This window comes from Gemmatimonadaceae bacterium, assembly GCA_037721215.1.
In the GTDB taxonomy this organism is placed as follows: Bacteria; Gemmatimonadota; Gemmatimonadetes; order Gemmatimonadales; family Gemmatimonadaceae; genus UBA4720.
In genome coordinates, this window is record JBBJNV010000005.1 from 13,620 (window position 1) to 38,091 (window position 24,472).

20 protein-coding genes are annotated in these 24,472 nt (G+C 60.8%); 13 read left to right on the forward strand and 7 right to left on the reverse strand.

Translation table 11 applies throughout. The features are described from left to right. Nucleotides 1–36 precede the first annotated feature (36 nt). From WKF55_03410 to WKF55_03440, 7 genes are all read left to right on the forward strand, one after another. Complete coding sequence (locus tag WKF55_03410) at nt 37–1,374, forward strand: hypothetical protein (protein ID MEJ7758624.1); 1,338 nt, start codon at nt 37–39, stop codon at nt 1,372–1,374. 126 nt (nt 1,375–1,500) lie between these two features. Beyond that, a complete protein-coding gene (locus WKF55_03415) occupies nt 1,501–3,369 on the forward strand; it encodes a M14 family metallopeptidase (GenBank protein MEJ7758625.1) in 1,869 nt (622 codons plus the stop codon). Nucleotides 3,370–3,391: 22 nt separating this feature from the next. Beyond that, a complete protein-coding gene (locus tag WKF55_03420; GenBank protein MEJ7758626.1) occupies nt 3,392–4,984 on the forward strand; it encodes a TldD/PmbA family protein in 1,593 nt (530 codons plus the stop codon). Further along, on the forward strand, nt 4,981–6,390 hold the full coding sequence (locus WKF55_03425; GenBank protein MEJ7758627.1) for a TldD/PmbA family protein: 1,410 nt from the start codon (nt 4,981–4,983) through the stop codon (nt 6,388–6,390). Before WKF55_03420 ends, WKF55_03425 begins: the two co-directional genes overlap by 4 nt. Beyond that, nucleotides 6,390–7,109 (forward strand): hypothetical protein, encoded by a 720-nt coding sequence (locus WKF55_03430; protein MEJ7758628.1) that lies wholly within the window; start codon nt 6,390–6,392, stop codon nt 7,107–7,109. Before WKF55_03425 ends, WKF55_03430 begins: the two co-directional genes overlap by 1 nt. Before the next feature lie 134 nt (nt 7,110–7,243). Continuing rightward, nucleotides 7,244–7,618: an HNH endonuclease signature motif containing protein gene (locus tag WKF55_03435; GenBank protein MEJ7758629.1), complete on the forward strand. Its 375-nt coding sequence runs from the start codon at nt 7,244–7,246 to the stop codon at nt 7,616–7,618. 73 nt (nt 7,619–7,691) lie between these two features. After that, nucleotides 7,692–8,171 (forward strand): FKBP-type peptidyl-prolyl cis-trans isomerase, encoded by a 480-nt coding sequence (locus WKF55_03440; GenBank protein MEJ7758630.1) that lies wholly within the window; start codon nt 7,692–7,694, stop codon nt 8,169–8,171. 396 nt (nt 8,172–8,567) lie between these two features. On the opposite strand, the gene WKF55_03445 is transcribed toward WKF55_03440, so the two are convergent. After that, nucleotides 8,568–8,729, reverse strand: a complete 162-nt coding sequence (locus WKF55_03445) for a hypothetical protein (protein MEJ7758631.1) — start codon at nt 8,727–8,729, stop codon at nt 8,568–8,570. A 79-nt stretch (nt 8,730–8,808) separates the two neighbouring features. On the opposite strand from WKF55_03445, the gene WKF55_03450 reads away from it, so the two are divergent. Next, complete coding sequence (locus WKF55_03450; GenBank protein ID MEJ7758632.1) at nt 8,809–11,961, forward strand: hypothetical protein; 3,153 nt, start codon at nt 8,809–8,811, stop codon at nt 11,959–11,961. 83 nt (nt 11,962–12,044) lie between these two features. On the opposite strand, the gene WKF55_03455 is transcribed toward WKF55_03450, so the two are convergent. Then, nucleotides 12,045–13,079, reverse strand: a complete 1,035-nt coding sequence (locus WKF55_03455) for an AraC family transcriptional regulator (protein MEJ7758633.1) — start codon at nt 13,077–13,079, stop codon at nt 12,045–12,047. 53 nt (nt 13,080–13,132) lie between these two features. After that, nucleotides 13,133–13,840 carry an oxidoreductase gene (locus WKF55_03460; protein MEJ7758634.1) on the reverse strand — a complete coding sequence of 236 codons (708 nt, stop codon included), beginning with the start codon at nt 13,838–13,840 and terminating at the stop codon, nt 13,133–13,135. A gap of 143 nt (nt 13,841–13,983) precedes the next feature. On the opposite strand from WKF55_03460, the gene WKF55_03465 reads away from it, so the two are divergent. Genes WKF55_03465 through WKF55_03475 form a run of 3 tightly spaced genes read left to right on the forward strand, consistent with a single transcriptional unit; the run spans nt 13,984 to nt 15,716 of the window. Continuing rightward, nucleotides 13,984–14,670, forward strand: a complete 687-nt coding sequence (locus tag WKF55_03465; protein MEJ7758635.1) for a hypothetical protein — start codon at nt 13,984–13,986, stop codon at nt 14,668–14,670. A 33-nt stretch (nt 14,671–14,703) separates the two neighbouring features. Then, the gene (locus WKF55_03470; protein MEJ7758636.1) at nt 14,704–14,982 is read left to right on the forward strand and encodes a hypothetical protein; all 279 of its coding nucleotides are present in this window, start codon (nt 14,704–14,706) and stop codon (nt 14,980–14,982) included. Between the two features lie 32 nt (nt 14,983–15,014). Next, entirely contained in the window at nt 15,015–15,716 is a 702-nt protein-coding gene (locus WKF55_03475; GenBank protein ID MEJ7758637.1) for a hemolysin III family protein, read from the forward strand. Here WKF55_03475 and WKF55_03480 read toward each other — a convergent pair. From WKF55_03480 to WKF55_03490, 3 genes are all read right to left on the reverse strand, one after another. After that, nucleotides 15,700–17,028 (reverse strand): hypothetical protein, encoded by a 1,329-nt coding sequence (locus WKF55_03480; protein MEJ7758638.1) that lies wholly within the window; start codon nt 17,026–17,028, stop codon nt 15,700–15,702. The genes WKF55_03475 and WKF55_03480 overlap by 17 nt on opposite strands. 109 nt (nt 17,029–17,137) lie before the next feature. Beyond that, nucleotides 17,138–18,325 carry a hypothetical protein gene (locus WKF55_03485; protein MEJ7758639.1) on the reverse strand — a complete coding sequence of 396 codons (1,188 nt, stop codon included), beginning with the start codon at nt 18,323–18,325 and terminating at the stop codon, nt 17,138–17,140. A 410-nt stretch (nt 18,326–18,735) separates the two neighbouring features. Then, nucleotides 18,736–20,592, reverse strand: coding sequence for a 30S ribosomal protein S1 (locus WKF55_03490; GenBank protein MEJ7758640.1), 1,857 nt, complete (start codon nt 20,590–20,592; stop codon nt 18,736–18,738). Nucleotides 20,593–20,871: 279 nt separating this feature from the next. On the opposite strand from WKF55_03490, the gene WKF55_03495 reads away from it, so the two are divergent. After that, the gene (locus tag WKF55_03495; GenBank protein ID MEJ7758641.1) at nt 20,872–23,097 is read left to right on the forward strand and encodes a TonB-dependent receptor; all 2,226 of its coding nucleotides are present in this window, start codon (nt 20,872–20,874) and stop codon (nt 23,095–23,097) included. Here the strand turns inward: WKF55_03495 and cmk are convergent. Then, a complete protein-coding gene (gene cmk, locus WKF55_03500) occupies nt 23,065–23,775 on the reverse strand; it encodes a (d)CMP kinase (protein MEJ7758642.1) in 711 nt (236 codons plus the stop codon). The genes WKF55_03495 and cmk overlap by 33 nt on opposite strands. Before the next feature lie 115 nt (nt 23,776–23,890). On the opposite strand from cmk, the gene WKF55_03505 reads away from it, so the two are divergent. Next, complete coding sequence (locus WKF55_03505) at nt 23,891–24,445, forward strand: hypothetical protein (GenBank protein MEJ7758643.1); 555 nt, start codon at nt 23,891–23,893, stop codon at nt 24,443–24,445. The last annotated feature ends 27 nt before the right edge of the window (nt 24,446–24,472 follow it).

Genomic DNA, 24,472 nt, shown 5'->3' on the forward strand with positions numbered 1-24,472 from the left:
GTTCAGCACCCAACCAATCCAGACCATAATACAAATATGAAATACCCATTTGTTCTTGCGGCTTCGCTGTCGTGCGTCGCGGCGCCCCTCGCGGGGGCGCAGACTCGGCCTGCCGTCCGGCAGCTTGGCGCAATCGAAGCACGATCGAAGGAGCCACTGGGCTCGGCCGCCAGTGTGCGCACTTTGCCCGGAGGAAAGCTGCTCGTCAACGACGTCGCCAAGCGCCGCGTGCTGCTGTTCGACGGCGCGCTGTCGGCGTTCACCGTCGTTGCTGACTCCACCAGTGCAACGGCGAATGCGTACAGCGGGCGTTCCGGCGGGTTGATCGCGTATCGTGGCGACTCATCTCTCTTCGTGGACCCGGCGTCCATGTCAATGCTGGTGATCGACCCCGCTGGGAAAGTCGCACGAGTGATGTCGGTGCCGCGTTCCGAAGACGCGGTGCTGCTTGGCAGTCCGGTTGGCGGCGGGGCGTTCGACGGCAAGGGCCGCTTGTTGTACCGCGGGGCGCTGAGACGCCGGTTTGGCGGCGGCGGCCTCCCCGGTGGCGGCGGCGGTGCCCCCTTTGCCATTCCCGAACCCCCGGACTCCGCGCCAATCTTCCGAATCGACCTTCAGACGCGCCAGCTCGACACCGTCGCGTTCATCAAGACGCCGAAGGTCAAGATTGACATTTCGCGCGACAGCAGCGGCGGCATGACGATCGCGACGCAGGTCAATCCACTTCCAGTCATCGACGACTGGGCGGTGCTTTCCGACGGGTCGCTGGCGATCGTGCGCGGCCGGGATTATCACGTTGATTTCACCAATTCCGAAGGCGCGAAAGTTTCGGCGCCCAAAATTCCCTTCGAGTGGCAGCGCCTTACCGACGAAGACAAGGTTGCGTTCATCGATTCGTTGAAGGTGGCGCGAGAACGTATGGGACCCAATGCACCTGGGGTTGGCGGCGTGCCGGGGTTTCCGGGAGCTGGCGGCGCGACCGGGGAAGGCGGTGGCATGAGGATCGAGATCGGGACCACTATCATCGGCGGGGGCGGGGGCGCGAATGCCGCTCCCCGGCCTGGGCCAGCCCGGACGGCGCCGACGACACAGGTGAGCTTTGTGGCGCCGGCCGACCTGCCCGATTACAAGCCGGCGTTTTTTGGCGGGTCGGCGAGGGCCGATGCACAAGGCAATCTCTGGATCCGCACCATCCCGACCTCCGCAATCGCCGGTGGTCCTGTTTACGATGTGATCAACAGGCAGGGACAGCTCGTCGAGCGGGTGCAGATTCCGGCGGGTCGGACGATCATCGCCTTCAGTGCTGATGGCGCTGTATTTCTAGCGGGGCGCGAGAACAACGTTGCATTCGTCGAGCGTGCCCGGGTGAGGTAACCGGCGGTAGGTTCCGCGCGGAAGGTACCGGCGGAGGTTGCGGCTGTCATGGTTGGCGCCGACATTGGGGCACACCCGGCAACTAACCTTCACCGGCAAAGGTTTTCCAGCATGCTAAGCGCAGTGATGAGGGCAGCGGTGTTCGCCTTCGCCGTATCGGTTGCGCAGACCGCCACCAGTGCGCAGGCGCCTGCAACGTCTTCTCCGCCCCGCGCAGACTCGGCACGCAGGGTTTTCGTAGTCCCGGGCGAGAGGGCGGGAATCAGTGTCTTCCCGTTCGCCGAGTATAAGGAGGTCAGGCCTCTCGTGCCCGGAAAACTCGACTGGAAGCACTATCACTCATCTGTAGAGATCGAGGATTTCATGCGACGGTGGGCGAAAGACCACCCAGGCATCGTTCAGCTTTACACCGTTGGAAAAAGCTTTGGTGGGCGCGACATCTGGCAGTTGACGCTGACGAACAAAAAAACGGGCGCCGATACCGATAAGCCGGCAGCATTTTTTGAAGGCGGCCGGCATTCAGGTGAGATCACGAGCACTGAGAGTGCTTTCTACCTCGCGTGGTATCTCATCGAGAATTACGCCAGAGATCCGGGCGTCCGCCGTCTTCTGGATACAAAGGCCATCTACATCCGGCCGCTCAACAATCCCGACGGTTCTGACATGTACCGGCTTACTGCGCAATCCAATCGCAGCTCGGTGCGCCCGGTGGATAACGATACCGACGGCCTGCTCGACGAGGACCCGGGCGAAGATCTCGACAACGATGGGTTCATCCGCGAGATGCGCAAGTACGTCGGCGCCGGAAAGGGTGATGCAGTGCTCGACACGATGGATAAGAGCAGGCGGCTGATGCGGCGCGTCCCCGAGAATCGTGGCGACTATCTGCTCTACTCTGAAGGCGTGGACAATGACATCGACGGCCGGTTCAACGAAGACGGGATAGGAGGACTCGACCTCCACCGTAACTATCCCACCAACTGGCGACCGGAACGTGAGTCCACTGGTCGAGGCTCGACTCAGTTCGGAGCGGGCGAGTATCCAACATCGGAGCCCGAGACTCGCGCAGTTGTGCTATGGGTTCTGACACACCCGAACATTGCGGTTGCGAACAGTATGGACACTGCCGTTCCGATGCACCTGCGGGGCCCGTCGACATGTGAGGAAACGGAATGCATGTTCGCATCCGATCTCAAATGGTATCGCCATTTCGATTCTGCCGGCGTTGCCCGCACGGGATACCCGTGGGCCGGAGACGTTTATCGCACCTACAACACGCGCGGTATCACCAACCCGGCGACTGGTGATACGCTCCGCCCGCAGCCGCTTTTCGGACATGGCCCGGATTTCGGATACTTTCACATCGGCGCAATCTGGTACGGTGATGAGCTCTGGAACGGCGGCCGCGAACGCGATTACGACGGCAACGGCCGCATCGACAACTGGGAAGTTCTCCGGTATTGCGATGAGGCGTTCGGCGGAACGTGTTTCAAGCCCTGGAAGAAAATGCAGCATCCAACGCTGGGCGAAGTTGAAATCGGCGGGTTCAACCCCAAATTCTTTTCGCAGAACGGTCCGCCGCAGGTGTTGGAGAAGTGGGCGCGCAACCAGGCAATGTTCAATCTCTACCTGGCGCAGTCGTTGCCGCAGATGGAGATAATCGGTGTCACATCCTCGAGAGTTTCTGCATCACGGGATTCAGCGACGCATGAGATACGCGTTACTGTGCGTAATACCGGCCGTCTGCCGACCGCACTCGAACAGGCGAAGCGGGTGCACATCGTCCAGCCCGATAGAGTTGTGCTGGTAGTGCCAAAGGAGAGCTCCAGTCGAACCGTCGGGCGGGTGCAGGAATTCTGGCTGAGCGGTGGAGAAACGAAAGTCGTGACCCTCCGCATGCGCGCGGCTGAAAGGAATGCCGATCGCGAGATCACCGTTCGTGCGTTGAGCACCCGGGGCGGTGTCGCCGAGAGGAAAATGAGGCTGGATCGATGAACAACCAGAACTGATTGCAGACATGACGACAAACCGACGCGATTTTCTCATTGCTACCGCGGCAATGGCCGCTGCGACCGGCGCTCGTGCTGCATTCGGCGCGCCGCGAGGCATCCGCATGCTGCCGACGCCGGCTTCCGATCCGTTCGTCGACGAGCTCGCGATGGAGGCTCTCAATGCGGCCCGCGCCGCCGGTGCATCCTATGCCGACGTCAGAGTTGGCCGCTATCGGCGCCAGTTCGTGAATACGCGGGAACGTCAGGTCACCGGCGTCAACGATTCCGAGTCGTATGGCATCGGGGTAAGAACACTGGTAAACGGGTCGTGGGGTTTCGCGTCCACCAGCGCGATGACGCGGGATGGGGTGCAACAGGTTGCGCGCGAAGCAGCGCGACTGTCGAGAGCTGCCCGCATCGTGCAACGGCGCCCTGTCGTGCTGGCTCCGGTTGTTGCGGTCAAGGGAACGTGGAGCACGCCTATCACCCGCGACCCGCTCGAGGTGCCGATCGAAGAAAAAGTGGCGTTGCTGCTCGCCGCGAACGAGGCTGCGCTGAGAGTCCCCAAGGTTCGTTTTGTTACGTCGGGGATGGCATTGCTCCGCGAAGAGAAAACACTTGCCACCACCGATGGTACCCTCGTCACCCAGACTTTTTTCCGGGTTGGCCCTCAGTTTACGGCCACCGCCGTTACGGACGGTGATTTTCAGGCGTACAGCGAAGAGCTTGCTCCCCGCGGAAACGGATGGGAGTACATACAATCACTCGACATGCCCGGCAACGCTGAGCGCTGGGCATCGCTTGCCGCCGAGAAGCTGACTGCCCGTTCGGTGCAGGTGGGCCGGTATGATCTCATCCTCGACCCGACAAATCTCTGGCTCACCATCCACGAATCCATCGGCCACCCGACAGAGCTCGATCGCGCCCTGGGTTACGAGGCAAACTTTGCCGGAACGAGCTTCATTGCTCCGCCCGAGAAATACATCAACAAGTTCCGTTACGGCCGCGAGTTCATGAACATCCAGGCCGACCGCACGCAGGAGGGATCATTGTCCCGCGTCGCGTGGGACGACGAAGGAGTTCCGGCTGAAAAGTGGATGATCGTCGACAAGGGGATCTTCAAGGACTATCAGACGACGCGCGAGCAGGCAGCATTGATTGAGCCGCTCACGGGAGTGAAGCGCTCGCACGGGTGCGCATTCGCCGACTCATGGTCGAGCGTGCCTTTCCAGCGGATGCCAAACATTTCGCTGATGCCCGGTGCGCGCGATATCGGTCTCGATGATATCGTTGCCGCAACTGACCGCGGTATAATCGTCAAGAACCGTGGCTCCTGGTCGATAGATCACCAGCGTTTCAATTTCCAGTTTTCCGGGCAGGTGTATTACGAGGTGAAAAACGGAAAGATCACCGGCATGTTGAAGGACGTCGCATATCAGAGCCGCACCCCCGACTTCTGGAACAGCATGGACATGATCGGCGGCCCGAAAAGCTACTGGCTCGGCGGATCGTTCGGTGACGGCAAGGGCGAGCCGTCGCAATCGAATTCCGTGAGCCACGGTTGCGTCCCCGCGCGCTTCAGTCAGGTGAATATTGTCAACACCGGGAGGAGCGCATGAGGCCGCGAACGCTTTTCGGCGATTCCGTCGAAATGCCCGTGCGCCCTGCCGCCGCGTCGCTGCTTTCCCGCGAACAGGCCAAATCGTTGGCTGACCGTATTCTGGCCATGGCAAAGTCGGATGAGACCCGGGTCAACATCTCAAGCGGCTGGGCGGGAAACACACGCTTTGCCGGCGGCGAGATAACGACCTCTGGCGAGATTGCGGATACCACTGTCACTCTCACCAGTACTGTGGGGAAGCGGCGCGCCTCCGCTACAACGAACGTTCTCGACGATGCGTCACTCAGGCGGACGATCGATTTCTCGGAACGGCTGGCGAGGCTTTCTCCGGAAGATCCGGAGATCATGCCGGAGCTCGGGCCGCAGAATTATGCATCGGTCGACGGCTACATCGATTCGACCGCAGACCTCAGTCCCGAAACCCGCGCCACCGCGGCTCGCCGTGTTATCGAGCGCGCCGTGACAACCGGCCGGCCCGCAGGCGATGTGTTCGTTGCCGGCTTCCTCAGTGCGAGCGCAGGTGCAAACGCGATTGCGACGAGCAAGGGGTTGTTTGCGTATCACCGAAACACCGGGGTCGATCTTTCCGCGACCGTTCGTACTCCCGATACAACCGGATCCGGATGGGCCTCCGCCGGTGCGCGCGACTGGCGCGCGATCGACCCCGCCGTGCTTGGCGCACGGGCCGCGCAGAAGGCTGTCGCCTCACGGAATCCACAGGCAATTGAACCGGGGATGTACACAGTAGTACTCGAGCCACAGGCGGTCGCCGACCTCATTCCCCTGCTCGGTGCAGCTTTCAATGCGCGTTCCACAGACGAAGGGCGCGGACCGTTCTCGAAACGCGGAGGCGGCACCCGGCTCGGAGAGAAGATCGCCGACTCGCGGGTGACGCTGTATTCAGACCCGGCCGACAGCGACTTGCTTGCGCAGCCTTTTGACGGAGAAGGGCTCCCGATACAGCGTCGCATGTGGATAGAAAAGGGCATTCTAAGGAATCTCGCGTACTCGCGGTTCTGGGCTCGGAAGCAGGGCGTTGCGCCAACCGGGGGCGGAGGTGGGGGCGGCCTGCCCGGCGGGCTCAAGATGGTGGGTGGGACGAAGACGACCGAAGAGCTGATCGCGTCGACCCAGCGGGGTATTCTCGTCACGCATTTTTTTTACATAAGGTTTCTGGATCCGCGTACGGTGCTGCTGACAGGGCTCACCCGCGACGGGACTTTTCTCATCGAGAACGGAAAGGTGACGCAAAGCCTCAAGAACTTCAGATGGAACGAGAGTCCGCTGTTCATGCTCAACAAAATTGAAGACATCGGGCGAACTGAGCGGACTTCGGTGGGGCAGATGATGCCTGCGATCAAGGCGAAGGATTTCAATTTCACGTCGCTCTCCGACGCGGTCTGATGCTGCCGCAACAACCGCCCGCGGTCACCCCCGCGACTCCCGCGACTCCCGCGACTCCCGCGACCCCGCCGTCGGTGCTCTTACCGGGCCAGGTCACAGTCGGCGGCACGTCGCTGGCCGGACCGGCGGACATCTACCGCGGATTGCGGGCACAGCGCGAAGAACTCGGTGATCAGCTCTCGCTGCTCAGCAATCGGCGCGAGGATATATCCAGCCAGCTCGAAGACCCGATGATGCGCGGTGCGAGCCGCACTGGACTCGAGCAGCGCATTACCGAGATCGACGCGCGCATTTCCGCTCTCGATAAGCAGATTGCCGACGCCGATGCGCAGGTTGCTCGCGCCGCAGCCGTTCCCGGTGCGACGGTGCGCCCGCCGGAGCTTCCGCGCAGGGGGCCACCCGAAGAGGTATGGCCGCTCAGCGCGCTGTTCATGGTCATTGCCCTGCTTCCGCTGAGCATCGCCTTTGCACGGCGAGTCTGGCGCCGAAGCGCGACAGCAGGAGCTGTCGTGGCGAGCTTTCCAAGGGAGATGAGCGATCGGTTTATTCGCATGGAACAGGCGGTGGAAGCAACCGCTCTGGAAGTAGAGCGAATCGGCGAAGGCCAGCGGTTCATCACGCGGGTACTGAGCGACACCAACGCTTCTTCGCCGCGTGAGCTGGCGCTGCCCGCCTCCAATCAAGAGCGAGTCAGTCCGCCGGCCGGGTTGCGACCTTAGTTCAGTAATGGAGGCAGAGGTTAACTTTCAGCACTAATGGCATTCGTTTCCACTTCACACCCTGCCCCACGCTGACTCCCTCGCGTCGCCAGCCGCGCCGTCGCGCATATCGCGCTGCTCCGCAGGAAACGTCGCTGCCCACGAGCCGCAATGCTTACAACGAGACGCGCCAGTGGCTACTCGACAGGCACGGCCCCGTTTGCGCCTACTGCGAGCGAAAGGTCGGCGTGCGGTCAATCACTCTCGACCACGTCACACCACGCCGCGGACAGACCGCCTACGACAGGAGGGACAACCTTGTCCTGGCCTGCCCCGCCTGCAACATTGAGAAGGCGGACAAGCACATCCTTGCATTTCTGCTTGCGCGTCGTGCGCGCGCCGCGAGCCTTCTTCGGTACGGCGATCACCTGAGCACCATGCTCGTCGATCTCGCCAGCGAAATTGCCGGACCGGATGCCATTGCCCGAATAGCACGGCTTGCCGATCCCGAATACCCGTATAGCGACTGATCTTTTGGACGCGCTGCACAGATTGACCGCAACTGAAACGTTTTCGACACCTGCACTCTTCCTTTCAACTCTGATGACAATGCGAAACTCCCGTCCGCTGATGATTGCTTATGCGTCTCTCTTTGTGCTGGCCGGTTGCAGCTCCGATTCAGTCGCGCCCGCAGCAACCATCGAGACAACCACTTTCGCGCCGTCGCTGAGCGTCGACCTTGCTGCGATGACGCGTACACAAGCCGGCGTATACCGGCGGGATCTGGTCGTCGGCAACGGCCCGGTGGTCGCGAGATCACAGACCCTTGACGTGCGTTACACCGGATGGCTGGCGAATGGCAATCAGTTCGACTCGAACCCGGCACCAAAGCCGGTGTTCTCCTTCCGGCTTGGCAGCGGGCAGGTAATCGCGGGCTGGGACGATGGCATAGAGGGAATGCGCGTCGGAGGACGACGGCAGTTGATTATTCCGCCCGGTCTCGGCTACGGAAGCTCCGGGAGTGGGCCGATTCCCGCTAACGCGGTACTGGTATTCGTCGTTGAGGTGGTCAGCGCGCAGTGATACCCCACGCCGGCAAATAGCGACAGAGCCTCAATCGCTTTGCGTCAAGTCCGCTTCGGCATTTGCGACGCGGTCCCTGCCTGCTTCTAAACGTCCGACGCTGGACGGTCCACGCTCTCTGGAACAGCCGCCTCGGCAGCTACGAATCCCGCACGGGAGTGCGTGCCGTCGCAGAATGGCTTGGTAGTGGAAGCGCCGCACCTGCAGAGCGAAAACGCCCGGGGATTCTTCGGACGATACTGAACTCCTTGCCAATCGACGACAGTGACATCGTCACCTTCCACTCTGTAGGGTCCGTTCTCTCTGACTGTGATCGTTACCATAATTCGCAGTGTACTCGGGTGGGACTGTGGGTGAAATAATTCGTGGCTCGCGAGGCTCGCCTCGCAGCCCAATCTACACCACCGCCCACCACGGCGCGGCGACGATCTCCGGCTCGACGATCAGTATCTCCTTATCGCTGGCACATGCGAACTTCACCAGACACGCCTCCCTCGCCTGCAAGCCACGGGAAAAAGTGCGTAGAACAATCACCCGCATGGCGCCCGCCGCGACCACGCTTCAATTTTCACCAGCGCTTCCTGCCGACTGACCGGCGGCAGGCTGCCTTCGCCGGTTTTCTTCTGGAGAGTTCTGAATGTCGCAACTAGGATCCCGGTGGTTTCTGTGGACTGCTCGGCACGCACTGCGGTTCGTGCCAGTTGTGTTGCCGTTTATCGCAACCGGTCCACAAGCTGCGGCGCAACGGTCGCCTGCGACCACAGCGGGCAGTCGGGGGGTTGTTTCCTCGCTCGACACATCGCGGCTTCGCGGTCTTCGGTATCGCATGGTCGGGCCCGCACGTGGCGGACGCGTCACGGCCGTGACCGGAGTCATTCAGGAGCCCTCGACGTTTTACATGGGCACCACCGGCGGCGGCGTTTTCAAGACGACAAACGCCGGGCAGACCTGGCTCAATGTCTCTGATCGATTCTTCGAAACAGGATCAATCGGATCGCTCGACGTCTCGGACACGGACCCCAGAATCGTTTACGCAGGGACCGGATCGGAAGGACTGCGCAGCAATGTTTCCATCGGGCTCGGCGTATATCGTTCAACTGATGCCGGCACCACATGGACGAGAGCGGGACTGCGATCGGCCGGCCAGATCGGAGCCATCGCCGTGCATCCAACCGACCCCAACGTGGCGTTCGCAGCGGCGGTGGGAAATCCTTTCAGGCGAAGCGCCGACCGTGGCGTTTATCGCACCCGCGACGGCGGCCGCAGCTGGCAGCGGGTCCTGTTCATTTCCGATTCGACCGGCGCGGTGGACCTTGAATTTCAGCCCGGCAATCCCCGTGTGGTCTACGCCGCGGCGTGGCGCGCGGAGCGAAAGCCCTGGACGATCATCAGTGGCGCGCGGGAGGGCGGCGTATACCGAAGCATCAATGGCGGCGACACCTGGACTCGACTGACCGGCGGATTGCCCAACGGTCTGGTGGGCAAGGCCGACCTGGCGGTGTCTCCGGCAATGCCAAACCGGCTTTTCGTGCTCATCGAAGCAGCTCCGGGCGGTGGTCTCTACCGCTCCGACGACGCGGGCGAGTCGTTCACTGCGGTCGATACGACCACTCGCGGCCTCATCACCCGCCCATTTTACTACACCAACGTCGACGCCGACCCGAACAATGCTGACATCGTTTACATCGGCACCGAAGGTTTCTACAAGAGCGTCGATGGCGGCAAGGCCTGGACGACCGTGTCGACACCCCACGGGGACAACCACGATCTATGGATCAATCCGCGCAACTCGGCGGTGATGATCCAGTCGAATGACGGCGGGGCCAACGTTTCGCTCGACGGCGGCCGACACTGGTCAACGCAATACAACCAGCCGACTGCAGAGATTTACCAGGTGTATGCCGACAACCAGTTTCCGTACCGCATTTATGGAGCTCAGCAGGATAACTCGACGCTGATACTTCCGAGCCTGCCGGTGTCATCGAGCTCGCCCGACGACCCCATTCAGCTGTGGAGGGCCGGACCTGGGTGCGAGACCGGACCGATAATTCCGCACTCCACCAATCCCGACACGGTTTACGGATCCTGCAAAGGGCAGTTTTCGCGCATGTCTCTCCGCTCGGGCCAGGAAAAACAATACTGGGTTGGTGCGCAATCGCTCTATGGCATGCCCGGAAAAGATCTGATCCTCCGCTTTCAGCGCGTCTCCCCGATGGAGGTCTCTCCGCACGATGCGGGCGCCGTGTATTATGGCTCACAATACGTGCACCGCACCCGCGACGAAGGTGTCACATGGGAGCGCATCTCGCCCGACCTTACATGGAATCCGCCCGCGCGGCAGCAACGCACGGCCGGTGAGCCAATCACCATCGACGCTACCGGTGAAGAGACGTACAGCACACTCTACGCGATTCGGGAGTCTCCACTTCAGCGGGGCGTGATCTGGACGGGTGCGAACGACGGCCCGTTTCATGTGACGCGCGATAACGGGGCTACGTGGAACAAAGTCACCCCGAAAAATCAGCCGCCGGGTTGCCGGGTCCAGAATATCGAACCATCGCCACACCGGGCCGGTTCCGCATACTACGCCGTACTCTGTTATCTCCTCGGTGACTTCCGCCCGTTTCTCTGGCGGACAGATGACTACGGGCGCACGTGGACACTCCTCACATCGGGCAGGAACGGCATTCCTGCGGATCATCCAACTCGAGTTGTCCGGGAGGATCCGGCCAGGCCCGGGCTGCTGTACGCAGGCACTGAATTCGGGGCATTCGTTTCGTTCGATAATGGTGGCAAGTGGCATTCGCTGCAGCTGAATCTTCCTGCAACTCCGATCACGGACATGAAGGTTCATCGTGGCGATCTTGTACTTTCGACTCAAGGAAGGTCTTTCTGGATCCTTGACGATCTGTCACCGCTACAGCGCATGACCGGCCAGATCGCAGCCGCGCGAATGACACTCCTTCGTTCCCGCGACAGCTACCGCATGCGTTACCGCGCCAGTTTTGGCGGCGAAGAGTCGAGCCGGGCCTCCAGCGGGGATCCCGAATTTCCACCCGCTGGTGCTACTATCAACTACTGGCTGGCGAACGACGTTCGAGGCCCGGTAACTCTCGATATTCTGGCCGCTGACGGGCGAGTGGTGCGCAGCTTTTCGAGCGAAGCGCAGGGTGAGCGCGCAACAGCACCCGCAGAGCCCGGGATGCGGGCGCCGGTACTCGAGATGACCGGTACGCCGCGGCTGCCGGCGGGTGCGGGGTTAAACCGATTTGTATGGGATCTCATGTATCCGGGTCCGTGGGATTCAAATCCGCGGCGCAGCGCGCGTAACGGCCCGATGGCGTCGCCAGGTACATACTCCGTCCGGCTCAATGCCGAAGGCAACTCACAGACGCTGCCGTTGATTCTGCACGCCGACCCGCGTGGTGCAGCAGACGGAATAACGATGCAGGTGTTGACTGGACAGCTCGCGCACAATATGCGCGTGCGTGATCTGGTATCCGATGTGAACATGGCGGTGTCGCGCGTCCAGGCCGCGGGCACCGCGGCCACGGGCGCGACGCCCTTGAACGCAGAGACGCGGCGCAAGGTTGCTGACCTCGAGGCGCGGCTCGTAACGCCCTCAGTTCGTTACAGCCGGCCCGGTCTGCAGGCGCAGATTCAGTATCTCTACGGTGCAAGCATGAAAGCAGATCAAACAGTCGGACAGGATGCTGTTTCGAGATATCAAGTGCTGCGCGCAGAGCTGGATGGCGTGCTCAACGACATGCGCGCAGCCATGGTGCGGTAGGGCCGCCGCCCGCCTCGGGAACGCGGTTTGCCCTGGCCCGGCGCGCCGTCGCCCGCAGGGCAGCGCAAGCGAACAGATTCGACTTAAGAGGCGGAGAACATCGACTCGCCCGAGCTGTCGGAGAGCGGGAACTCCAGGATCGGCGGGCGAATTGCCGGAGCAATCGGAAGATCAGCGATCTTGTCAATGAACTCCGCGGGGGCGTGGCAGATCACGGGCGGCAGTCTTCGTCTCGCGAGCATGGGCCGAGCCCCGCGCTGCATCCGCCGCCAGCATTGCGGCGTGGCGTTATGAGCGCGCCGGAACTGACGTATAAAGTGCCCAGGGTCGTCGTAGCCGATTCTTGTACAAATATCCTTGACGCAAAGGTCTGTCGCGAGCAGTAGCGCGCACGCCTCCCTCATTCGGCGAGCGATGATCCACTGTAACACCGTCTGCCCCGTCTCACGACGCACGAGATCGGTGAGATAGCTCGGCGACCGGCTCACTGCCCTCGCCACGTCGGCGAGACCGATCGGCGCGGTAAACTTCTTCTCGATGAAGGCCGCAACGGATTCGACCACTGGAGAACGCCGGACGGCTGCATAAGACTGCGGCTGGTGCGCCAGTCGGACGATGTCGATCAACATCAGTTGAAGAACCGCGGCGGCCGCCTCGTCTGCTCCGAGCCGGTGATGCTCGAGTTCCTGCTGTAATTGCTCGAGTCGCATTCCCCAGATCATTCCGTCACCGGCCCCAACGGTGAACTTGCGCCAGATGCAAGCTGCGTCATCTGGTGCCGCTGGCAATTCAATCGGGGACAGACGTTCCAGCAACTGTTCCGCAACGGCCACGCCTTTCAGTCCATTGCCGCCGAAGGTGATGTGCCACCATCTGGCACGCAGCATATCCATGGACTCCCATATACATCCAGCCGGGAGCCAGAGCAGATTGCACGCGCCGATTCCCATTGGAACGCCGTCAACCACGCACGAGCCGTTGCCTGAATCGACGTAGATGATGGAAGAGCACGCCGCCTGTGCCGGCGGCGCAGGCTTACCCCGGTCGCGCCCCGGAATGTGCCGCATGATGGTGATCGACCGCCTGTCATTGCCCGAACTGATCCCTGCAGATGCCACGCTACCCATCCATGTGATCGATGCCCAGCGTCTTGGCGTACCGGCATGCCCGGCTACATGGGAGAAGTCCGGAGGGCTGGTATTGGTTCCGGGAGCGTCGGTGCCGGCAACGTCTCTGTCGGCTCTATCACCTTTATTCCAGGGCTTGCGGCAATCGCCGCGTCCACAATGGCCCGCGCAACATCGACGGCCGTCACTGGGCGGTACTTGGCGGGGAAGGCAAACGACAACGCACCCGCAATTCGCTCCGCCGTTCTCGGGCGCGCCCTGGAGCCGGCAAGGAGCGAAGGGCGGAAGAGCGTCAGGCAGGGATATGACAACGCCCGCAATGCATCCTCGAGTTCGCCCTTTGTTCGATTGTAGAAGATTCGGGAGCCGGAATCTGCACCGACGGCACTCACGACCAGGAAGTGCGATGCGCCCCTTTCGAGGCCTAGATGAGCAGCAGTGAGGGGATAGACGAGATCAACCGTGCGGAATCGCGCCCGCGACCCGGCCTGTTTCATAGTCGTCCCGAGCGCACAGATGATATCCACCTCGAATCTGTCCGCGTGCAGAGTCAGGTGCTCGAAGTCGGCCACATGCCGTTCGAGCTTCGCTGAGTTGCGTTCGGGCTCGAACGGCGTGCGTGTCACGACGACGACTCGTAAGAATGCATCGTCCGCGAGCAGCCGGCGAAGGCACTCATTTCCCACCAGACCCGTAGCACCGAGCAGCGGCGCTGACCGGCCGGTTGTCGTCACAGGCAGCGAATTTCCCACTGGCGCCTCCGGGCGAGCAGTGATTGCATCTCATGATGGACGCCCGGCAACCAGTTTCTGTTACACGATCGCTGGCGATGAGACCATTGCAGCGACTAGTATCCATGCAGATACAGATCACTTTGCACATTTCTGGGGGATGGATGAAAGCTTCTAAAATCGCGGTGGTGGCCCTTTGTCTCTGCAGCGCAACACTTGGTGCGCAGGGAAAGGATCCGGATAAGCTGGTCGCCGACGGCGGTGTCAGGGTGGCGGGGTGGACGGGCCGGATTGACCCCCGGCCCGCCGCGGCGGGGCGGAAGATTACCGAGGCGAAATTTTACACCATGGGCAAGGGCATACATGCAACGGCAGGCCCCGCCGCAATTTACTGGAACCCTGCGAACGCGGCCCGAGGCAACTACACCGTCCAGGCAACGTTCGCCCAATCCAAAGCGTCATCTCATCCGGAAGCCTACGGGGTGTTTTTCGCGGGCGAAAGGCTCAATGCCCCAAATCAGAGCTACACCTACTTCGTCATCAGGCAGGACGGAAAGTTTCTCATCAATCACCGCGCAAATGATTCGACCGTCCACAAGATGGTCGACTGGAAAGCACACCCAGCGGTGAAGCCGATGGACGCGAATGGAAAGGCTGCCAATGCCATTTCCGTGGTTGTCGGGGCGGCAAATCTCAGCTTCCGCGTGAATGGAACGGAAGTGCATTCGATCGCCCGTTCCGTGATCGACTCCGGGGGTCCGCACTCAGGTACTTCAGGCGTCGCCGGAATCCGTGTGAACCACAACCTCGACGTCCATATCGACGGATTCGCACTGACGCCGGCGAAATAACCGTCTTACCTGGGCGAATCAGGCCGGATCACAGTGTTCCTTCTCCTGCTGCTTTGCGTGGCGTTTGCCGGGTTTGGCGCGGTGCTGTTTCTGAAGAGCCGTGCAGGCGCCGGTGAAGGATCGCGCCGGCAGATCGCCGATCTATATCAGCGAGTAGTTGAGCTGGAGCAGAACGCGGTAGCTGCAACGAACGAACTTCGCCGGCTTGAGGATTCGCAACGGTTTACGGAGCGATTGCTGGCAGCCCGGACGCTGGCCCGGTCCGATGCGGTTTCCTCTGATGCACCGGCACCTGCACCCGGGAACCAGTGACCGACGCACGGCCCGGCGCCGCGCCGTAGATTTTGCTCCCCGCAGATGGGATCGGGGATGTCGGTTATAACGAGCCCAGCCCGCCGTTGCGCAGGCGCATGGGCGAAGACATTGCAAACAGCATCACACACGGGCTGGGATTCATCGCCAGCCTCTTCGCGCTCCCCGTCGTAGTGATAGCGGCCGCAGCACGCAATGACCCGTGGCAGCTGGCCGGCGCCGTGATATACGGTTTGTCGCTGGTGATACTTTATGGAGCCTCGACGATTTATCACTCGTTCCCGGCATCGAAGTCGACGACCACACTTCGGATCATCGATCACTCCGCGATTTATCTTCTTATCGCCGGAACGTACACGCCCTTTGCGCTTGGTCCGTTGCGCGGGCCTTGGGGCTGGTCATTGCTTGCCGCGGTATGGACTCTTGCCGTCGCTGGTATCGCTTTCAAAACTACCCGGGGATTCGGACCAGCCTGGCTTTCGACAGGCATGTACGTCGTAATGGGCTGGCTCGCCATTCTCGCTATCAAGCCGATGATTGAGCACATCGGACCAGCCGGCATGGCCTGGCTCGCCGGTGGAGGTCTCTGCTATTCGGCCGGAGTTGTGTTCTTCGCCACCGACAAGCGGGTGCGATACGGACACGCGATCTGGCACGTGTTCGTTCTGGCCGGCAGTGCCTGCCACTTTATCGCAGTGCTGCGGTACGGGGGAGGGGTCACACCCCAGGTGTAGGGCCGGTGGCCGCGATGGCGTTGATATCGCCGAGCCGCCGCGGAACGCCCGCAACCCGCGCACCAAACAGACACGCCTCCCGAAACTCTGCCTCGGCCGGCTCGCAGAGCGCAGTCCGTTCAGCAGACGCGTTTCGCAGGGTTCCAATCTGCTCACCAACCGCTTCGTAGCATTTGAGCTTGTTCGCTTCACCCGTCAGTTTGCGGCAGAACGCCAGGCCTTCACCTGCGCTGGCATTCTGATTGACGAAACTCTTAACCAGACCGAAGTAACACCAGGGTCGATACGCCTCGGTCCCCCGTCCGCACATTTCGATCGCTGCACCGTGCTCCCGAAACGACAGGGCGCTGATGTCGCGGCCCAGGCTCTGATAACAGACGTAGCGCATGGCTCTGGGAGCAGTGTCGCAGGTCTTTGCCGTCGCGCCAATGTTGCCACCATTGAGGTGCAGAATCGCGGCCGTCTGCATCTCGTAGCATGCGGTCAGGTATCGCTCTTCCATGATCGAGCATGGGTAAAGCGGATTGGCCGAATCGAGCGCCTTGAAGGGCTTTGCTCTCTTCGGAGGGGCACTCGGCATGTCCATACCCTCGTGATTGATCCCATCATGTCCGGCCATGTGTTCTGCAGGGTGCGGCTTCTGGGCATTCACGATATTCTCCATGAAAACACCCGCGTAGCATGAGCGCCTGTCGCAGTCGCCAGTCAGGTAGTCGCAGCTGCGAAGTGCCTGGCGGACATCGTGCGCATAGTACATGGTGAGTCCGTGACCGGTGCCACGGACACACTGAAACTTGATCCACCTGTCCGCGTCCGGTCCATTGAAAGACTCGCATGCTCCGTTTACTTCCGCTGGTCCGACCTGGCTGGCGGTGAGAAAGTATCCCTGGAGCACGCCGTGGTAGCATCCTGATTCGCTGCTCTCGTCGCACTGCGCAAACAGCTTCGCGATGTCCCTCTTGCTCTTCCCCGCAGCGATGCCGATGCCATGCGCGAAGACGTGACCGTCGCCTTTGGCCCCGGCATCGGTTTCGAGAATGCGTTTGAGCGACACCATGGCAAGGCGCACCTCGCCCAGTGACGCGAGCGAGTCGAGCGTTGTGGAATAACATTGCGTTTTGCCGCCGGCGGCGCGAGCACAGCGGGCGATGATCGAATCGCCGACGGCACTCGAATCATCGACCACCGCGGTTTGCTGCACCGGTTGGACGGGTTCAGCGCTGTTTCGTCCGTACTGATACGAGGCGCCAGCGGCAATCAGTGCCACGGCCACCGCGGCCGACACCAAGAATTTTGGTTTGAACAGGCTCATTTTGCTTTATAAATTCGCTTTTGCGCACGGCATTAGTAAACGGTTTTTTTCTGGGGCACACGCTAGCCGCACGACATTGAGCCTTGCCCATTACCCGGGATGTGAAAGCTCATCGGAACGTACCCACCACCTGGCCAGCGTTGTTGATTCCCGCGGGTTTGACGTAGACCACTCCGGGCGGCATACCGAGGTCGATAAGCTCCCCCCCTCCCGTCCATAGCCAACCTCGGTTCTCCACATAACGCTTCCCCGACACCCCAACCATATCGCCGCCATCGTTCATCGCAGTCGCCCGGCTGGCACCGAAGCCGTTCATCTCCGGAATGCGATTGATGCCTTCTGACACGCTCCAGCGAAACGCGCGTCCGTCGTGATTACCTGCCACCTGCGCGCGGTCGTTGAGAGCAACAACCTGCATTTCGCACGGCCGGTCGCAGCCGGCAACCTGAGTGCGCCCGCCGACAGCATCCCACAGGACTGGCATCGGGCCGCTGAGGTCGCCGTACCACTCGCTGGGCCCGTCGGATCCGACTACCTGCCCAGAGTTATTTATGGCGACCGCAAACGAAGAGCGAACGGTGTCCACCGGGAGCACTTGGAGCCCTCCCACGGAGCTCCAGCGAAAAGCCCTCTCGACGCCGAAGGCAACGGACGCAATGCCGGCGATCTGACCGGCGGAATTGATCGATTTGCCACTGGAGTAATCTTCCTTGGCATATGCCGGGAGTATCGTCATCCCGGATTCCGGACTCCAGACGAAAGCGTGGAAGCCACTCTGAAAACCGGCCGTCTCGCCGGTGACCGTGCCCGACGCATTTATCGCGTTCGCGATCGACCTGCCGCGGAAATCGGGTGGATTGAGGTACGTGAAGCCGCTTGAGGCGGACCATACGAAAGCGCGCCTCGAGGACGCCTGGCCGTCCAATTCGACACTTCCTACAACCTGGCCAGCGTCGTTGATAGCTCGTGGAAACACCTTGCTTGCGCCTTGTGGCGGCGTGATCCGGGTAAATCCCGCCGCGCGCGTCCAGATGAATGCCTGCCCTTCCCGGGCTGAAAGTTCCGTTACCGGAGGGAGGGCGACGAAGATACGACCGGTGACAGCCGGGGCTCCGGCGCGCGTGCTCGCCGACGCGACGACGTAAAACGTCATATACCCCATCGTCACGAGGGCCGTCCGTTCACCGGTTGGGGTGATTGAAGGCACGGCAGGTCCGGGGCTGCCAGGTCTGATCTCCCACGTGACTGGCGAGCCACTGATCGATTTCCCCTGAGAATCGCGGACAGTGGCAGTCACGCTGATAGTATCGAATTGCAGGAGCGCGCGGTCTGGAACCCTCGAAAATGAGACTTCAATAGAACTGGCTGTCTGAGGGGGCGCCTGCAACTCGGTTCCGGAACATGCCAAGGTACTCCATAGTGCGGATGACGCCGCCAGTACCCGCAGAAGAACATGTCCTGACGTTTCGCGGCGTGGACGGAATCGAATCATAAGACCCCCAGGTAGTGAATAAAAACGGCACAGTGGGGCATCCAGCAGGAAAACGACGCGCTGAGTGCTCTAGTCAAGTACTCGGAAAAAGCGAGAGAATCGGCTCATGACGAGCCCTCCCGAACAGCGGGATGCGGTGACCCATGGGACATAGCACGGCAAACCGGCACAAAAAAGCCCGCCGGTTTCTCGGCGGGCTTTTTCAACGGAGTCAGCTACTCGTCAACTATATCGAAAGTCACGGGCATCGGGATGGGATCGGACATGTTGTAATCGTCCGACTCCATCGGAATGACCTTGGAGGGGGTTTCCGGCCGCGGCGGCTGCTCGGCCGGGATATTGGTGACCGCCAACACGATGCGGCGCTGAATGGGATCGACCTCGAGGACCCGCACGTCGAGTTTCATGGTCTCCCATACAATATCAGCCGGGCTGTCGACCGGCTCGCCGAAGTTGAGCTGGCTGACCGGAATGAACCCTTCGATATCGTTGCCGATATCGAGGACGACACCCTTATCCATCAGCCGCACCACTGTACCCTGCAGCTCGGTATTGACAGGATACGTCTCCCCGATCTTGAGCCACGGATCGTCCTGCGCCTGCTTGAGGCCAAGAGAGATGCGCTTGTTGTCGGCGTCGATATTGAGAATCACGACATCCACGGTATCACCTTTCTTGACGACTTCCGACGGATGCTGCACCCGCTTGGTCCACGACATGTCCGAGATATGGATGAGGCCGTCAATACCCGGCTCGATTTCCACGAACGCACCGAAGCTCGTGAGGTTCCTCACCTTTCCGTTGAGCCGCGTGCCGACCGGATACTTCTGCGGCAGCATCATCCAGGGATCCTGCTCAGTCTGCTTCATGCCGAGCGAGATCTTCTCTTCGTTTGGATCGACCTTGAGGACGACCGCCTCGATCGCTTCGCCGATTGAGACAAGCTTCGACGGGTGACGCACGTTGCGGGTCCAGCTCATTTCACTGATGTGCACCAGTCCCTCGATTCCAGGCTCGAGCTCGATGAAAGCACCGTAGTTCGTGATCGATACCACCTTTCCGGAAACACGCGTGCCAACCGGATACTTCTCGGCGACATCCTTCCACGGGTAGCTCTGCAGCTGCTTGAGGCCGAGCGAGATACGCTCGCGCTCCCAGTCGATGTCGAGAACCTTGACCTCGAGCTCCATGCCGATCTGAACCATCTCAGACGGATGCTGGATGCGGCCGTACGACATGTCGGTAATGTGAAGCAGTCCGTCAACGCCGCCCAGGTCGATGAACGCGCCGAAGTCGGTGATGTTCTTGACCACACCCTTTCTGACCTGATCCTTCTGCAGATCCTTCATCAACCTGTCGCGCTTCCCAGCCCGCTCCTGCTCGAGGATCACACGGCGTGACACGACGATGTTGCGGCGGCGCTTGTTGAGCTTGATGATCTTGAACTCGAACGACTGGCCGAGAAGCTCGTCGACATTCGGTACGCGGCGGAGAGCGATCTGCGAGCCGGGCAGGAATGCGTCGACTCCCATGAGGTCGACGACAACTCCACCCTTGATCTTCTTGACCAGGGTGCCGTTGACTGGCTGATCGCTTTCGTACGCAACGCGGATTCGCTCCCAGACTCGCATGAAGTCGGCTTTCTTCTTCGAAAGCACGACCGAGCCTTCCATGTCCTCGAGATGCTCGAGGAGAACTTCGACCTCATCGCCATTCTTGAGATCGGGCAGGTCCTTGAATTCCTCCAGCGGAATCGTGCCTTCGGATTTGAAACCGATGTCGAGCACCACCATGTTGTCACGGATGTCGAGGACGGTCGCCTTGACGATCTCGCCCTCCTCGATCGACGCCATGGTGCCATTGTACATCGCCATCATCGACTCGAGCTCGTCCGGCGAATAGTCGTCCTCGTCGTACAGCTCGGGGCGGAGGTTGGCGAGCGGGCGCAGCTGCGCCTTTTGCAGATCGCGCTTCTCGCGCGGTGTCAGCGCATTGGCGGCGGCAGCGGAAAAATCGCCGTCGTTGTCGGACTCAGTGCTGTCGTTGTCAGTTTCAGTATCGAGTTCTTGCAAAATGAGTCTTGGCTTGGTGGGACGCGGAGGCGCGGCCGCGCACCAGCACGATGTTGCGGGTCGCGGCGCGAGCGGAAGTCGTCCGTTTCTGGGTGAACCCGGAAGTATAGACGACCCGCAACAGAAACGAAAGATTCAAAGTGACGCAGTGCCGGCAGGAGGACATTTTTTTTGACCGCCGAACTCTCCTTGACTACCGGCTGCGCTCGCGTTTATGTTCGCCAGCGCAATCCCGACAGCGCGTGTCGGGTATAAAACCGCCGACCGTTAATCTCTAATATGAATTCCGTTCGAATACTCACCGTAGCTGCGATTGTCGTTGCATTCCTTCCCCATACCGGGGCTTCCCAGACCGCTACTGTCCCTGCAAAGCCTGATACCGCAGCCACCGACGATCGTGCCGCTCGCAAGCTGTCCGTCGTCGAAATAATTGGAGCCCGGCCGGTTGACCTCTCCCGCATTCCCGGATCCGCATCGCTGATTTCTTCCAGGCAGCTGAAAGCGCAGCAACCCCTGTCCGGCAACGAGGTCCTGCGCACGGTTCCAGGCGTGTTTCTTCAGGAGGAAGAAGGGCTCGGGCTGCGGGCGAATATCGGCATCCGCGGCCTCGATCCCGATCGGAGCCGCACCGTTCTGGTCCTCGAAGACGGTGTCCCTGTTTCGCTCGCGCCGTATGGTGAGCCGGAGATGTACTACACACCTCCGGTGAACCGCATGGAACGCATGGAAGTTATAAAGGGAAGCGGGTCGATCATGTTCGGCCCGCAGACTATTGGCGGCGTCGTCAACTACATCACTCCCGACGCTCCGCAAACGCCGGGTGCCCGGGCCTCTGTAACTGGCGGCTCAGGCCGGTCACTCAGCGCTCAGCTTGGCTACGGAGGCACCTGGGGGATGTTTCGCGCAACGAGCGGACTTCTCCGAAAACAGGCGCATGACATCAATGGGCTGATGTTCGACGTCACTGATTTCACCGCCAAAACGGGCTATCGCACCGACAAATCAGACATGCTCGCAAAACTGAGCCTGTACGCCGAGAATTCCAATGCGACATATCTCGGCCTTACGGATTCGATGTTTCGAGCACAATCCAGGAACCACCCGTCTCCCAACGACCGGCTCAGGCTGAGGCGAGCCGCGCTGACGGCGGTCTTCGAGCGCGAGTTGTCGGAAACGACGGAACTAAAAACCCTGGCGTATGCCTATGAAACTGCCCGTGACTGGCAGCGGCAGGACTACACGTATTCGCCCAGCGGAAACAGCATCGCCTTCAGAAACAGCACCGGAAACCGCGATCGTTCCTTCCAGGTTGCGGGCATCGAACCGCGCATCAGCACAGTGTGGTCGCTGGGCCGCATGTCGAATGTGCTCGATTTCGGGGCCCGCGCCCACATCGAGCATACGCGCGATCAGTACCTGACCGGCGCATCGGCCACCGCTCGCACCGGCAGTGTTCGGGACGATGAAAAGCGTAATGGGCGAGCCCTGTCAGCGTTCATTCAGAACAGGCTGTTCGCGACACCCGCTCTGGAAATCACACCGGGGGTGCGAGTCGAGAGATTCGCATTTGATCGCAACGTGCTACGCACACGGGTAAAGCGAACTGTCAACGGCGTGACGACTAACAGTCCCGAAGATGTGGATATAAGTAACGACGACGGAATATTCGGCGTCATTCCGGGGATCGGTGCCGCCTGGAACTTTAAAGAATCCCTCACGCTGTTCGCCGGGGGTCACGCGGGTTTTGCGCCACCCCGTACCAAAGACGCTCTCATTTACGAGAACAGGCAGCTTGCGCCCGATGAGCAGGTGCCGAGCCCGGTGTCACTGGAGCTGGACGCAGAGCGCAGCTGGAATTACGAGATCGGCGTCAGGGGGCGACCAAATGCGTTTGCAAGTTTCGAGGCGACCGCGTTTCTGCTCGACTTTTCCAATCAGATAATCGAGCCCTCGCTTTCCTCAGGTTCCGTCTCGCAGTCCGCACTTGCGAATCAGGGACGCACCCGGCATACCGGCGTCGAAGCCGCAGTTTCGGTGGATGTCGGGAGGGCGTTGGCGCAAAGCGTCTCACTGATCCTGACGGCGGCTGGAACGCTGACCAGCGCCGTATTTTCCGCCGACCGCCTCTTGCCGCACGGAACGCTGGTGGAGAACGTGCGCGGTAACCGGCTGCCTTACTCCCCGCGTCTGACGTCGCACCTCTCAGCTTCGTTAGACCATCCATCCGGCGTTGGCCTGCGGATTGATGCCACCGCCGTCGGACGGCAATTCACCGACAATTTCGAAACGATAACCGGCTCACCCAACGGGCGAACGGGAGCGATCCCCGGCTACCGCGTCGTGGATGCTTCCGCCAGATACCTGATTCCAGGCAGCGATGGCCTCGAACTGACGGCAAGCGCGAAGAATCTCGTCGACAAGTACTACATCGCGTCGCGGCGTCCGGAAGGTATCAAGCCGGGACTGCCGCGACTATTTTCGGTCGGTTTCAGGTGGGGTATTTAACCGTAACTGCTTGAGCCTCACCGCGCGAGCGAGAGCAACAATCTGCTCGACCTGCTCGTCCTGGCTAAGCGATGTGGTGTCGATCAGGATTGCCTCACTCGCCATTCCGCTCTGTACGGCATCCATCTCGTCACGGCTGTTAATCGTCAATGTTTCAGCCGCGACCTCGTCCGGGCGAGGCTCGCGATCGAGCCGTTCGCGCAACCTCCGCCTGGCCCTTTCCGCCGGGTTTGCTATCAGAAAAATCTTCAGCGGCGCGTCGGGAAAGACGACCGTTCCGATGTCCCTTCCATCGACCACGACATCGTAATGCAGACCCGCCCTTCGCACTTCACCATTCACCCACTGGCGAATCGATCCCATTCTCGCCACCAGGGAAACGTTTCCAGTGACGTTGTCGCTTCGCAATTCGGCTTCGGCCGGCCGGCCATCGATCACGGGTGTGAACCCTGCTGCATTCGCTTCGAGAGTCACTGACCTTGCCGCATCGAGCACGGAACTTTCAGCCCAGCTCGATGGATCACCGCCTCTCATGGACCGCGCTGCCGTTGCGGCTCGATATAACGCGCCCGAATCAACGTGACGAAAGCCGAGGATCCGCGCGACGCTCCTGGCTGTGGACGATTTGCCGGATGCTGCAGGTCCGTCGATTGCAATTGCCATCTTGTGGTCGGTCATGACAGAAACTATTACGGATCCAGGACCAACAGCAATTGACGATCGGCGACTTATTGAGGATCGAACAACCATTGTGACATGAACCATAGCTGGCGCCCTTGCCGACCTGATAGCGGTGGTCGGGTTTCTCGCGCTTTACCTGCCGTTTGCCTTTCTCATCACGAAGGCACCGAATTACACGAGGCTTCTCGTCATCCTCCCATTCGTGAGCTATCTCGCGGGCACGGCCGTATGGCGGACATTGCACTGGTTGACGCGCCGTCGTGGCGAGCGCCACACGCGCGCCCGCGGGTTCGCGGTTGCTGGCGCAGCGTGTGGCGCAGTTTTCTTCATCGCTCTCTGGAACGTCAGAATTTTCAACGACTTTGCAACGCTCGGTCGTAAGGAAGGAAATGACGTGGGAAGCACAGCACGCTACGTCGAAGCGAGGAAGAACGTCGCAAACCACACATGGGTTCTCGCAGCAGACAAGAACTATCCCTACTACAGTTGGGGACAAGCATGGCAGTGGAAGGACTGGGTGGGTTTCTTCGCAGGCCCCCACCAGACGATGCGAGTCCCTACCATCGATGAGCTCGGCAAGCTCGATCTGCCTGGAGCTTTTACCGTCTTCATCAGCCGGTCTGCCTGGGAATTTGACGGCGCCGCTTTTCGGGCTCGCCAACAGTAAGTCCTGAAACCCGTTACACCCGATGCG

Bases quoted from the DNA above. Each gene is read 5' to 3' on its own strand.
- WKF55_03410 (MEJ7758624.1), top strand. From the start codon at position 37: ATGAAATACCCATTTGTTCTTGCGGCTTCGCTGTCGTGCGTCGCGGCG.
- WKF55_03415 (MEJ7758625.1), top strand. From the start codon at position 1,501: ATGAGGGCAGCGGTGTTCGCCTTCGCCGTATCGGTTGCGCAGACCGCC.
- WKF55_03420 (MEJ7758626.1), top strand. From the start codon at position 3,392: ATGACGACAAACCGACGCGATTTTCTCATTGCTACCGCGGCAATGGCC.
- WKF55_03425 (MEJ7758627.1), top strand. From the start codon at position 4,981: ATGAGGCCGCGAACGCTTTTCGGCGATTCCGTCGAAATGCCCGTGCGC.
- WKF55_03430 (MEJ7758628.1), top strand. From the start codon at position 6,390: ATGCTGCCGCAACAACCGCCCGCGGTCACCCCCGCGACTCCCGCGACT.
- WKF55_03440 (MEJ7758630.1), top strand. From the start codon at position 7,692: ATGACAATGCGAAACTCCCGTCCGCTGATGATTGCTTATGCGTCTCTC.
- WKF55_03450 (MEJ7758632.1), top strand. From the start codon at position 8,809: ATGTCGCAACTAGGATCCCGGTGGTTTCTGTGGACTGCTCGGCACGCA.
- WKF55_03465 (MEJ7758635.1), top strand. From the start codon at position 13,984: ATGAAAGCTTCTAAAATCGCGGTGGTGGCCCTTTGTCTCTGCAGCGCA.
- WKF55_03480 (MEJ7758638.1), bottom strand. From the start codon at position 17,028: ATGAGCCTGTTCAAACCAAAATTCTTGGTGTCGGCCGCGGTGGCCGTG.
- WKF55_03495 (MEJ7758641.1), top strand. From the start codon at position 20,872: ATGAATTCCGTTCGAATACTCACCGTAGCTGCGATTGTCGTTGCATTC.
- cmk (MEJ7758642.1), bottom strand. From the start codon at position 23,775: ATGACCGACCACAAGATGGCAATTGCAATCGACGGACCTGCAGCATCC.